Source organism: Arthrobacter bambusae, assembly GCF_030812595.1.
Lineage (GTDB): Bacteria > Actinomycetota > Actinomycetes > Actinomycetales > Micrococcaceae > Arthrobacter > Arthrobacter bambusae_B.
The window spans coordinates 1-12183 of sequence record NZ_JAUSSZ010000014.1 but is presented as its reverse complement, the minus strand read 5'-3'; the positions used below and the strand labels follow the sequence as shown (position 1 = coordinate 12183).

At 63.8% G+C, this 12183-nt stretch carries 9 protein-coding genes; 5 read left to right on the top strand and 4 right to left on the bottom strand.

Features of this window, described 5'->3' with window-relative positions:
* Window positions 1-12 precede the first annotated feature (12 nt).
* Entirely contained in the window at window positions 13-1302 is a 1290-nt protein-coding gene (locus tag J2S96_RS16405; RefSeq protein ID WP_306865769.1) for an acyltransferase family protein, read from the top strand.
* 58 nt (window positions 1303-1360) lie between these two features.
* A complete protein-coding gene (locus tag J2S96_RS16400; protein ID WP_306865767.1) occupies window positions 1361-2140 on the top strand; it encodes a hypothetical protein in 780 nt (259 codons plus the stop codon).
* A gap of 26 nt (window positions 2141-2166) precedes the next feature.
* On the opposite strand, the gene J2S96_RS16395 is transcribed toward J2S96_RS16400, so the two are convergent.
* Window positions 2167-4149 (bottom strand): S-layer homology domain-containing protein, encoded by a 1983-nt coding sequence (locus J2S96_RS16395; RefSeq protein ID WP_306865766.1) that lies wholly within the window; start codon window positions 4147-4149, stop codon window positions 2167-2169.
* Window positions 4150-4543: 394 nt separating this feature from the next.
* Between J2S96_RS16395 and J2S96_RS16390 the strand changes: the two genes are divergently transcribed.
* Genes J2S96_RS16390 through J2S96_RS16380 form a run of 3 tightly spaced genes read left to right on the top strand, consistent with a single transcriptional unit; the run spans window position 4544 to window position 7629 of the window.
* Window positions 4544-5596 (top strand): permease, encoded by a 1053-nt coding sequence (locus J2S96_RS16390; protein WP_370873149.1) that lies wholly within the window; start codon window positions 4544-4546, stop codon window positions 5594-5596.
* The gene (locus J2S96_RS16385; protein WP_306865764.1) at window positions 5586-6383 is read left to right on the top strand and encodes a TIGR03943 family putative permease subunit; all 798 of its coding nucleotides are present in this window, start codon (window positions 5586-5588) and stop codon (window positions 6381-6383) included. The genes J2S96_RS16390 and J2S96_RS16385 overlap by 11 nt, the downstream gene beginning before the upstream one ends.
* Window positions 6373-7629, top strand: coding sequence for a hypothetical protein (locus tag J2S96_RS16380; RefSeq protein ID WP_306865762.1), 1257 nt, complete (start codon window positions 6373-6375; stop codon window positions 7627-7629). The genes J2S96_RS16385 and J2S96_RS16380 overlap by 11 nt, the downstream gene beginning before the upstream one ends.
* 60 nt (window positions 7630-7689) lie before the next feature.
* Here J2S96_RS16380 and J2S96_RS16375 read toward each other — a convergent pair whose 3' ends face one another.
* From J2S96_RS16375 to J2S96_RS16365, 3 genes are read right to left on the bottom strand one after another with little or no spacing between them, the layout of a single operon-like run.
* A complete protein-coding gene (locus J2S96_RS16375) occupies window positions 7690-8610 on the bottom strand; it encodes a phosphatase PAP2 family protein (RefSeq protein WP_306865760.1) in 921 nt (306 codons plus the stop codon).
* A 32-nt stretch (window positions 8611-8642) separates the two neighbouring features.
* Complete coding sequence (locus J2S96_RS16370) at window positions 8643-9665, bottom strand: glycosyltransferase family 4 protein (RefSeq protein ID WP_306865758.1); 1023 nt, start codon at window positions 9663-9665, stop codon at window positions 8643-8645.
* Window positions 9666-11831 carry an amylo-alpha-1,6-glucosidase gene (locus tag J2S96_RS16365; RefSeq protein ID WP_306865755.1) on the bottom strand — a complete coding sequence of 722 codons (2166 nt, stop codon included), beginning with the start codon at window positions 11829-11831 and terminating at the stop codon, window positions 9666-9668.
* Window positions 11832-12183: the final 352 nt, after the last annotated feature.

Below are 12183 nucleotides of genomic sequence, written 5' to 3'. Positions count from 1 at the left end.
ATGGTGAATTGGATGTCCTCAGTCATCTCGCCTCCGCATCGTGCCCCCACTGCGAATCCGACCGCTGGGAACCCCGCCACGGACAGCGCCCCGCCGCTTGGTACCGGGGCGGAGAATCGCCTGCCGAAGGGCGAAGCAAAGCAGTCCCGGGCCGATCTCGCGACTCTGACCGCACTGCGTTTTGTTGCCGCCTTGTGGGTAGTGCTCTTCCATCTTCAAGCCATGCAGCAAACCTTCCTCGCCCCTGTCTATGAGCTGTTCCGTCCGGTCATCGCCAACGGGGACCTCGGCGTGGACGTGTTCTTTGTGCTCAGCGGCTTCATCATCACCTACACGTACCTGGACCGGCTGGGCCCACGGTTCCGTTGGCGAGCCGCCGGTGACTTCGTCTGGGCCCGGTTCGCCCGGATGTGGCCCGCGTTCGCACTGGTTGTAGGGGTGTTGGGCCTCTGGTTCGTGTACGGGACCGCACAGGAATCCGTCCGGGAGTGGTCCCTCCAGACCAAAGCTCCGGACCTTTCGCCTTGGGGGCTGGCCAAGCAGCTGCTGATGATGCATCTCTGGTTCCAGCCGGGTACGGACGGCGCCAGCTGGTTCGGCCCGGGCTGGACGGTCAGTGCCGAGTGGCTGGCCTACTTGGCGTTCCCGGTGCTGGCGCTGGTCCTGTTCCGGCTGCGCCGGCTGCATCCGTTGGCGGCGCTGGCGGCATCCGTGCTGGTCCTCCTGCCGACAGCCGTCTGGGGTCCGGACCTGCCAGTCCCCACGGTTGAGCATCAGCCGTATGAGTGGCTGCTTCGGATCGCCTGCTGCTTCATCGCCGGCGCTTTCGCATGCATCGCCGCACGCAATGCAGACCGCATGAAGTTCAACACTGCCCTGGCCGGGCCCGGCGCCCTGCTGACCGGAACCGCCGTCGTCGTGTTCCTGGCTACGGCCGGAAAACCTGGCCCGGGGCGGCTGGCTGTGCTTGCCTTCCCATTGCTCATCGCCCTGCTTGGCCTGACGCGCGGCTGGCTCCGCTCGGCGTTGTCCGCGAGGTGGCTGCAGTACGGCGGGCACAGCTCCTACAGCCTGTATCTGGTCCACATGTTCTTCATCTACCTTTTCTACTGGATCATCAGGGACTGGCCGCATGGTGCCGGACAACTGGAGGAGAACCTGCTCGCTGCGGCGTGCCTGCTTGGGACTGCCCTGGCCACCCACTTGCTGTTCAAGTACGTTGAGGAACCGGCCCGGCTCCGGCTGCGCGCGATGGTGCCGAGGGCGGGTGCTGGGACAGCGATGCCGACGCCGAACAGTTGACACCTGCGAAGCATCGGCGTTCGATGATCCCAGGGGAGCAGCCTCGTGGGGAGTGAACATGCGGGTCATCCGGCATGCCAAAGCTGTATCCACCGTCGCTGGCGCCACCTTGGTGCTGGAGGGCTGTGCCTGGTTGTGGCTGGCCACCACGGCGCCGCCTGGACCAGGGAACGTCAGGATTGTTCTTCTTTCCTTCGGCGCTGCCGTCGGTGCCATGATCTGGGGTGTGGTGATGCTGACCTGGCGTCTCTGGCCCAAGCCTATGGTGCTGGTGCGGGCACAGGCAGCCGATGTCTTTCCCCTCATCTTGCCCATCGCGGTGCTTGTGTCCGGGTTTCTCTCCGTGCCCGAGATCGCAGATCCCGCCCGTCCATACCTGTGGATGGGCGGCCTGTTGTTGGGTTCCGGGGCCATTTCAGTGGCTTCTCCAGAGAAAGCGGCGCTCTCGGAGGTCCCGCCACTTCGTCCGGGACGCTTCCTTGATTGGCTCAGATGGCAGAATTTCGGAGCCGGCACGCTGTGGCTTTCGATTTTGTTTACCGCGACGTTCTTTTTCGATCTACGCAGATCCGGTGCCTTCGCGCCGCTAATCATCGTGCTGGCACTCGCCCAAGCGACGGTGAGCGTTTGGTTCATCATTGAGCACCGGCAATTTTCCAAGGTCGGAGTGCGCCTTTCGGGGCTGCAGATCAATTGGCTGCGCGTCATCCACGTTAGCCGTGGACACGAGGCAGCCGTGAAGGAACTCCGTACGATGTACCCCAAGATGGGCCCGGCGCTGGCCGACGCCATCATCGAGAACCTTTATCAAACGCAAGAGAACCCGGGGTCCCTTTAAGGAACCCCGGGTTCTCCAAAGGCCTGTCAGGGCCGTGGGAATTTAGCGTTGAGGCGGTACAGGAACGCGGCGGTCGCGTCGCGGTGTACTGGCTGGAGGGGCTGGAATATCGCTCCTCCGGGTACCGCCCAGCCGGTGGTGATTCCCTCGGCGGCAAGCCAGCTGATCTCTTTGTAGAACGGGTAGCTCGGAGGAACATCGAGGAATGTCTTCGTCACGGTCACAGCCGGGCTTCCGGTCATGCGGTAGATGAATGCGGCCATCGCATCCCGGTTCACTGCATCCAGCGGATGGAAGGATTTCGTGTTGTTGGGTCCCGGGTATCCAGTGGTAATGCCAGTGTTCGCCAACCAGGTGATCTCCTTGTAGAAGATGTCGGAGGTGGGAACATCCGTGAACGGAGACACCGCCGGGGCGTTGAACGCCGGACTGCCCTTGTACCGGTAGATGAACGCGGCCATCGCTTCCCGGCTCACCGACTGCAGCGGTTCAAACAGGGTGGTGCCGTTGGACTGCGGGAATCCGGTGGTGATTCCGTTGGCAGCGAGCCAAGTGATCTCGTTGTAGAACGGATACGTTGGGGGGATGTCCGCGAAGGAGACGCCGTTGTCGTACATCTCATAATCGTCGGTAGTGATGGTGCCATTAGCCTGGATGTTCAGGCCCCAACTGATGCCTGACGCGCCAGCCGGCAGGGGCGGGGTGTTCCAGGTGATTTGAGTCCAGTTTGCTGCCGGTACGACGAGGGGACTTGCGGTCCAGTACTGCCAGAATCCGCTGCCGGTCCGGTAATAGACTTCGAACTGGGTATCGACCGTGGATTTATACCAGGCTTTCAGCTGATACGTATGTCCAGGTATTCCTGTCGGCGAGCAGCCGCCCAAGTCCAAGGCGGGCAGGAGTTTCGCGTCCCCGGAGACCCAGCCTGTCATGGTTAGCTGTTCGGCGTTGTTTCCTGTGTGGCCGGGTGTGACGATGGAGAAAGCCGGGGTATTGGTGCCGTACCCGCCGGCGGCCCAGCACTGCGGGACCGTGTTGACCAGGGTCTCCAAACTGGGGTTTTGGATCATGTTGGTCCCCGGAGTGGGTGGCGGAGGAACGGCCGGGCCCGGCACTGCGGGCTGCTGGGCGCCGCCGACAACCTGGTCCACGGTCTTCACAGCGACCGTACCGGCCGTCTTCTGCTGTGCCAGCCAGGTGGCGAACTGAGTGAACAGGGTCGGGGTGATCGTCAGCGTCGGGTCCGTGTTGGTGGCGATGTGGTGGAAGGTCAGTTGGACCCAGCCGCCGCCGGTTGTTTGGGCGTGCGTCACCTGGTTCTGCAGGTCCTGCAAGGTCCAGGTGCTGTCTACCTCGTCCGGCGCCTTGGTGTCATAGGCGTTGGCCGGCGGAATGGTGTCAGCCGCGGGAAGGGTCGCCGAGGCGGGATCCTTGCTGGCAGCGTCGCCCAAGCCGCGGGCACTGTTGAAACCACACCCTTTCACCAATGCCTCGGTGGCAGGGTCCTCGGAAGCGAACGGGTAGGCGAAACTGGTGACCTTGAAGCCCATGTTCATCAACGCCACGCGCCCGTTACAGATCTGCCGCGTCGACTCAGCGGAGGTTAGGGACACCAGATCCGGGTGGGTCACGGTGTGGCCGCCGATCTCATTGCCGTCGGCGGCGATCTGCTGCAGGTTGGCACTGGTTAGGTAGCTGGGCTGGTCAACCCACCCGGTGGTGATGAAGAACGTGCCGACCAAGCCCAAGTTCTTCATCGTGGCTTCGGCCGTCAGCTGGTCCGCATTGCCGTCATCGAATGTCAGCGACACCACCGTGTTCGGGGCGGCATGCGCCGGGGCGGCGAATCCCACCCCGGCCAGCAGGCCGGCAAACAGAAGTGCCGTACTGCCAAAAGCCGTCCAGCTCTTACGGAAGTTCGTACCGGCCCATTTTCTTTTCACATTGGGCCGCGGACGCGTCTCGTATGGCGATTCGGTCGCCTCGTGCCGCTCATTCGTGGTTCTCATGGCCAACTCCTCCCCAGCGGGGTAGTGCACTGGCGGCCGGGTGACCCTCGTTGGTGGGCCAAGAAGGCGCCGCTCGAAAGAGGAGTCCGATCTGGTTTTCCAGCGGTGGCACTCGGTGCCGCTTGTCTATTTAACACTCACGTACTTGCGAGGCTACGACCGCAAGCAACCGTTGAAACGAGTGGTCAATACCTGTTCTTCCTGCTCGTCCTTACGCTTCCTTAGGTGGAGCTTCTGATGTGCCTAGGTACTTGCTCAAACGTCTACTCGGAACGGTGTCCGGGCTCTATCCAGGGCTAGCCGCGCAAGTACCCCGCGTGTACAGTCGACTTCGCCAGCCCCTTCCGGCCAGGCTTGGCCGGCCGGCTCCGTGGAGGAAGGAGTGCCCGTGACGCTGCCTGCAGTCGACAAACGTAAACAGCCGGAACGCGAGCACAGAAGCCCGGTCCGCGCTTTCACGTCGAGGTCTGCTGCCGGGCTGGCCATCGGACTCGCACTCATGGCACTGTTCGCGGCGGTTCGAATGCTGGCACCCTCCACGACGGAGGCTTTTGGACTTCCCAACGCCGCCCGCGACTTTGCCACGTTGTCGATCAGCGTCGTCGTCGAGTCCCTGCCCTTCGTTTTCCTCGGGATTGTGCTCTCGATCGCCGTCCAGGTCTGGCTGCCGGAGGGCATGCTGCTCCGTCGCCTGCCACGGAGCCCTATCCTGCGGAGGCTGCTCCTTTCGCTGCTGGGGATGCTGCTGCCGGTCTGCGAGTGCGGGAATGTTCCCCTGGCGCGCGGTCTGGTGGTCAAAGGCCTCACGGTTGCGGAATCCATGACTTTCCTGTTCGCGGCGCCCATCCTGAACCCCGTAACCATCGTCACCACCGCGCAGGCATTCGGCTGGAGCAACGGCATCCTGGCCTCCCGCGTCCTGGGCGGTTTCTTCATCGCCAACCTTGTTGGCTGGATCTACAGCCGGCATCCGCGGCCCGGGGAGCTGCTGACCTCCCGGTTCCAGGAAACGTGCAACGTAGCAGACCACGACGGCGGCCCTGGCGGCAGGGTCAGGCGCAGCGTGCAGATGTTCTCCCAGGAGACGCGGGCAATGATGCCTGCTTTGTTCATTGGTGCGGGCATGGCGGGGCTGATCCAGGTCGCCGTTTCCCGCGAGGTGCTGGTTGCGTTGGGCAGCAATCCCGTCTGGTCGGTGCTGGCATTGATGTTGTTGGCTTTCGTCGTCGCGATCTGCTCAAACGTGGATGCCTTCTTCATCCTGTCGTTCGGCGCAACCTTCCTGCCGGGAAGCATCGTGGCTTTCCTCGTTTTCGGGCCCATGATCGACGTGAAGATGCTTGCCCTGATGCGCACTACGTTTACCGCAAAGACCCTCCTTCAGTTAAGCCTGCTGGTGGCACTTTGCGCTGCGGTCCTCGGATTGGCGGTCAACTATGGTCATTAGACGGCTCGTGGGCCGCTGGCAGGGCGTGCTTCTCAGCCTGATCGGCCTCGTCGCGACCATCTGGCTGGGCATCACGGGCCAGCTTGCCTTGTATATCCACCCGCGGTATTTCGTGTTCACGGTTGTCATGGCCGTGATCGCAGGAGTGCTCGCCTTGGCGGCCTTTGCCTTTGCTCCCACGGAGCACGACGCCCACGACCACAGCGACGCCCACGGCGCCGCCCGCGGCGACGCCCACGACCACAGCGGCGTCCACCGTTCGCGGTGGGGCTGGCTGTGGCCTCTCGGAAGCGTACTGACCATGGTCGCCGCCGTCGTCGGCCTCCTGGTCCTGCCGCCGTCGACCCTTACCACCGCAACCGTTGCCCAGCGGGACCTCAACGGCTCGGCGTCGGCCCTCACGCTGAAAGCACCCGCGCTGTCCGGCAAGGGAGACTACTCCGCGTTCACAGTGCGGGACTGGGCATCGTTGCTTCGCTCCGGCGCAGGGCAGGACTTTTTTGCCGACAAGACTGCCACCGTCACCGGGTTCATTAGTGCGGACAAGACAGATCCGAACGTATTCTTCGTGACCCGTTTCGTAGTGACCTGCTGCGCTGTTGATGCCCAGCCGATTGGCGTTCCCGTATATCACCCAGGCTGGCAAAACGAATACAAAACCGATAGCTGGGTCACGGTCACCAGCGGCTTTCGCGCCAACCCGAACTCGGCCAGCCGCGAGGCGATCGTCCTGATCCCGGACACCATCCAGTCCACCACACAGCCGGCGCAGCCCTATGTCTACTAAGCGCCGTCCCGTCTCGGCCAAACGGGCTGCAGCCATTGCGGCCGCGGCCGAGCTTCTGGCCGGGCGCCGCTTCGCGCGGCGCCTCTACGGCACCATCGCGATCCTCGCCCTTCTTGCCGGCGCCCTGACCGCCGCGAACCTTTCGAAGCTGCCCCATCTCAACTCCACTTCGGCCCTGGCCCGCTCCGCCGCACCTGCAGCGTTCGCCCTGTACAGCCTGCAAAGGGACACCGGCAAGGACAGCAGCGGTCAGAAGAAGCCCGACACCATCCTCGGCACAAGCCTCTCGGGCAACGATCAGGGCACCGTCATCGTCAGCGCCCCCCGCATCCAGGAGTATGCGGCCCTTCCCTCCGCGCTCGCCGTCGTCACGCTTAACGACGACAACACCAGCTCGCTCGAGATCGTCCCCCTCACCGGCGGCCCGCCAACACTTGTTCCATTGCCGAGCCTGGGGACAGTGGCCAACCTTCACGCGGCAGGATCCAAGCACCTCATAGGCTTCACCTTCACCGCTTCTTCAGGCACCGGCCAGTACTGGAAATCGCTCTTCGTGTACGACGTCGACAACCCGTCCTCCGCGCCCCGGGCCGTCCAGGGGGTCAACGGACCGGTCTCGGCCGCGGACTGGCGCTTTGTCCCCGAGGCGGCAACCTTGGTGGCACAGACGGATGACCAATCCATGTTCCTCATCGATGCGCTGGACACCGGCAAGGTATCGCCCTTGGGCGCGCATGCGGGCTTCCTGGGGTTCGTCCCCGGCACCAACGAACTCGCCGTCGCCGACCAAGGGCTGAAAAAAGGCATAGACCCGCCCCGCTATTCGACCATCAACCTCACCACCGGAACCTCCACGCCGCTCACCCTCCCCGGCGCGTTCGTACCCGATGCAGCCAACGGGGTCACCAGCACCGCTGGCCAACCGATCGTCCTCGCCGCTTCCGGCCAGTACGTCCAGGTAGTGCGAAAGTACGACGCCGGAAAGGAAGCGTCCGTGGTCAACCTCGCCGACAAGAACGGCTCGCGCCAGCTCTACCAGCCGGCCGCCGCCTGGTCCCGGATCCTGGACACGTGCCTCTCCCCAGACAACGACTACCTCGCCGTCGAGACGGCAGCACCGCAGTACACGGGAGACCAATACCCCGTCCGCGCCGAACCGACCCCCATCCGGACCGACCTGGTGGACATGAAATCAGGCAGCGTCCTCAAAAGCGTTCCCGGGTTTCTCCCCAGCTGGTGCGGTTGAGGAAGGTGCTTCCGACGGTGCGCTAGGTCGGTGCGCTAGGACGGTCGGCGACGAACGCCGTTAAGGTGACTGCCGCCGTCGGGCACTCACGTCGAAAAGCCAAGTGGCAGCGACCGTTGCAAGATAACCGGTGATGACGATCAGGGAGACACCGGCCCAGAAGTAGTTCGTGGTGCTGCTTTCCTGGCCGAAACCAGGTGCGATCTTGATCAGCGAATAGACCGCAACCGCCGCAGCGGCAACCCCTGCAAGCACCGACAGTAAAAGCCATAAGCGCGACGACGCCCAGTGCTCACCGCGGCTGTCCTCGACGTTCCAGCGCTTTCCCGTGCGCAATACCAACCAGCCAGCCGGCAGCATTACGGCTCCAACCACGAGGAACCCGGCGACGACGTCGGCGGGCCGGTGCCACTGGTTGATCAGCGTGGAAACTCCGGCCGCAACCGCGAAAGTGCCACCGAGGAACCCGGCCAAGGGCCGCCACCGCGGGGATACCACCAAGAACACCGCCGCAGCGGCCGAAGCCGCCAATGTGGTGTGACCGGAGGGCAGCGAGTTCAGTTCAATGGTCTGGACGCCTCGGAACGGCCTGTTCGGAAACCAGTCCTTCAGGAGCTGGGTTGCCAGGTTTGCCGCGACACAGGCGGCCAGCGCGATCCCGGCGGACTTCCAGCGGCGGCGCTTGATCGTGACGAAAAGGACGACGACGGCGGCGATCGCCACCGAGGTGACCGGCAACCAATCGAGGAACTGGGTGGTTGCACGCTCGGTGGGACCGTTGATGGTCGCGGCTTCCACCAAGGCGGATTCGTCGATGTACTGCCCCGTTGTGGTGCGCACGAAAAAATAGAAGGTGGCAATGAATGCGACCACGCACGCCAAGGTTGCGAGCACAAAAAGGAAACCCGCTCCAGCGCCCGCCCAGCGCTTGGTAGCGGCCCAACGTATGGCCGGCAGCCGGCTCGTCTTAGGAAAACTCATTACTTTCAGGGTGCCATATCTGGCTGGGAGGATCACTTTTGTTCGGCGATGAGTTCCTCATAGAGCGCGAGGTGTTCGGCCACCATCCTTTCGGCGCTGAAGTAGTTCTCCGCGGCCGCGCGGCACTCTTTCCGGTCCAACGTGGCGGCGGCGATGAGGGCTTCGGCCAGCTCCGGTGGACTGGAACGGAGATGGCCGGTGACGCCCTCCGAGACGATCTCCGGGGCGGACCCGCGGAACGTGGCTACCACCGGCGTCCCGGCGGCGAGGGCCTCGATCATGGCCATCCCGAAGGGCTCGTCCCATTGAAGCGGATTCAACAGCGCCATGGAGCCGCCCAGGAGGACGAACTTGTCCGTGGCGTTCAGTTCGCCGAGGTATTCGACGTCGGGCCCCAAAAGCGGTGCGATGACCGAGGCGTAATACTCATGCTCTTCCGCGCTGTACATTTTGGCCGCGATTCGCAGCGGTACCTGTGCCAGGCGGGCCGTCTCTATCGCTTCCGGCAGTCCCTTGCCCGGGTGCATCCGGCCAAGGAAACTGGCGTAGCCGCCGTCACCGGCTCCGAAGGGGACGGATTGCGTATCTATCCCGTGGTGGATGACGCGCCGCACCCTGATCCCGGGTGCTGAGTCAGCTTGATGCTGTGAGATGGCAATGATCGCGGTGTCGGTGGCCATCGCCCGGTAGATGTCATGGTTTTCGGCCGAAAAAGGGAGATGGGCCGTTGCGACGAGGGGCGTTCCCTCCGGCCGATGCCGGTATAGCGGCCCCGCCAGCGTGTTGTCGTGGATGAGGTCCACGTCCTCCATGGCCGCGAACGCGTAGACGCTGTGCCGGAGCTCGTCCGTCCCGTTCCCTATCCTCGAGCCGTCGGCAGGCGGCGTGCCGGGGACTTTGGCCACTGGACATGTGCTTCCCGATGCCGCCGCGAGAAGCACGTCGTGGCCCGCGCCAGCCAAGCCGCGAGCAAGGATATCGATGATCGATTCAGTGCCTCCGTATGCGGGCGGCGGGACCGTAATCCACGGCGGGGCAACCAGGCCGATGCGCACCTAGCGCCCCCGTCCTGCGGTGACATGGTGGACGTCCAAGAGATCGGCAAGCGGCTTGCGGGCTTCGCTGTGCAGCACCACATCCTCGGGCAGGTTCCTGACCCGCGTTTCGCCGTCGACTACCTTCACGGAGATCCTGGAGCCGGCGAGGGGGATGTTCCGCATTTTGATCTCACCGAAGCCCGGGGGGACCACGGGTGCCAGCCAGAGGCCCCCGTGGGTGAGGCACGGATCGAAACGGAGGAGAACCCGCAGCAGATGGACCGGTGTGGCGGCAGCCCACGCTTGCGGCGAGCACGATGAGGGGTACGGAACCGGCATCCCGTAGGTCTGCCTGTCCAAACCGCAAAACAACTCCGGTAGCCGTCCGCCAAAAGCGTCGGCAGCTTCGAGGACACCCGTGACGAGGCGCTGGGCTTCCTCAATGAAGCCATAGCGCATCAATCCGGCGGCGATGAGGGCGTTGTCGTGCGGCCACACCGAGCCGTTGTGGTAGCTCGCCGGGTTGTACGCCGCCATGTCCGAAGCCAGGGTCCGGACGCCCCAGCCCGTGAACATGCTGTCCGACATCAGCCGCTCCGCGACCAACGGGGCCTTGTCGTCGTCGATGATTCCGCTCCATAGGCAGTGGCCCATATTGGACGCGCATGCATCCACCGGGCGCTTGTCGCGATCGAGGGCGATCGCGAAATACCCGCGGTCAGGGAGCCAGAATTGCTCATTGAAAATTCGCTTGAGCTCGGCTGCCCGGGCGCCCCACACCGCGGCCCGCTTCAGATCGCCTTCTTCCTGGGCCATCAAGGCCCTGCTGAGATACGCGGTGTACACATAGCCTTGGACTTCGCACAAGGCGATCGGCGCCTCTGCCAGCGTGCCGTCGGCGAAATTGATGCCGTCCCCCGAATCCTTCCAACCCTGATTGAGGAGGCCATGGTCGGTGGCCCGTTCGTACTCGACGAAGCCGTCGCCGTCGGCGTCCCCATAGTCGCGGATCCAGTCCAAGGCCCGGTCCACGGCGGGCAGAAGTGATTCCGCGACTTCGGAATGGAACCCCCAACGTGTGAGCTCCCCGGCGAGGGTGACGAACAGCGGCGTTGCGTCGACTGAACCGTAGTAGGCGCTGCCGCCCCCGAGCGCAAGGCCTGTGCTGGCGCCGAGACGCACCTCGTGCAGGATCCGGCCGGGCTCCTCCTCGCTGAGCGGGTTAACGGTCCGGCCCTGGTGGTCTGCCAAGGTTTTGAGCGTTCCCAGGGCCAGCGAAGGATCCAGCGGAAGAGTCATGAAGGAAGTCAGGAGCGAGTCCCGGCCGAAAAGAGCCATGAACCAAGGCGAGCCCGCAGCCACCACCGTCCGCCCGGGATGGGCGGGGTCGAAGATCCTGAGGGAGCCGAGGTCTGCCCTGCTCTGGGCCAGCGCCTTTTCGAAGGCCTTGTTGGCAAGTTCCGTTGTTGGCACCTTGCCTTGCCATTCCTGCTGCCTTTCCTCCGGGACGTCATGGGGATCTTGGTCTCCCCAAACCCGGGCGTCCGCCTCTGGTCCGACTCCGTCGATGCGGGGCGTGGCAGTCACACCCGTGGACCAGTGCCCTTGGGGCGCAATGGAGATGTCATAGCTGATGACATCTCCATCAACCACGCCATTCGGGGCATCAATGGTGACCAGGACGTGCCGCCCCTGCCTCCGGGACTCAAGAACCAACGAACCGTCGCCATCCCGCGCCAAATGCACACTCTCGTGGCGTGCCCGACCCTCCTTGACTTCGAAGATGTCGGCAAAGTCCGCGTTGAGGGTGAGTGAAACCGTGGTGCGGGCGGGCTTGTTGGAGAAATTCCTGACAGTGATCTCTTCGCGGACCCCGCCGAACAGGCTCCGTCTGCGTTCAACCAGCAGGTGGCTGTCTGCCAAACCATCGGTGCGTGCCGCGCGGCCGACAAAATCAGCGCGGAAGGGCACCGGGACAGGAGAACCCAAAGCCTCGATGGGTTGGCCGTTCACCGCGAGCGCCCAGTTCGAAATGAACCGCGTGTCACGGAAGAACATCCCGTGTGGGCGCAATTGGTCCATATCGCCGTTGGCCGCAGAAACGCAAAACGATGTTCCTGCCAACAACGTCACGGCACCTGCGCCGGGCGAACCTGCAAGGTTCTCGGCATTCCAACCTGTCATCAAGGGTCTCCATAGCTAGGGACGGGGAATGGGACAGCTTGCTTCAGCGTATTCGCCGAGTCTTCGGAAGTGAACCCTCGCGCAGGTATGACGGCTTTTGGCCGGACGCCCGGTCACATTTGTCGGCTTTTGGCCGGACGCCCGGTCACATCGTGCGGGTTTTGGCCGGACGCCCGGTCAGGTATGACGGCTTTTGGCCGGACGCCCGGTCAGGTATGACGGCTTGTGGCCGGACGCCCGGTCACCTAGCTGGCCGGGGGGGAGTGTCCGTTTAACGGTGGATTCGGGTGTTGGCGTTATGTGATTCTGCCTTCGAAGGTGATGGCGAAGGCGTTCAGTGCCGGCTTCCATC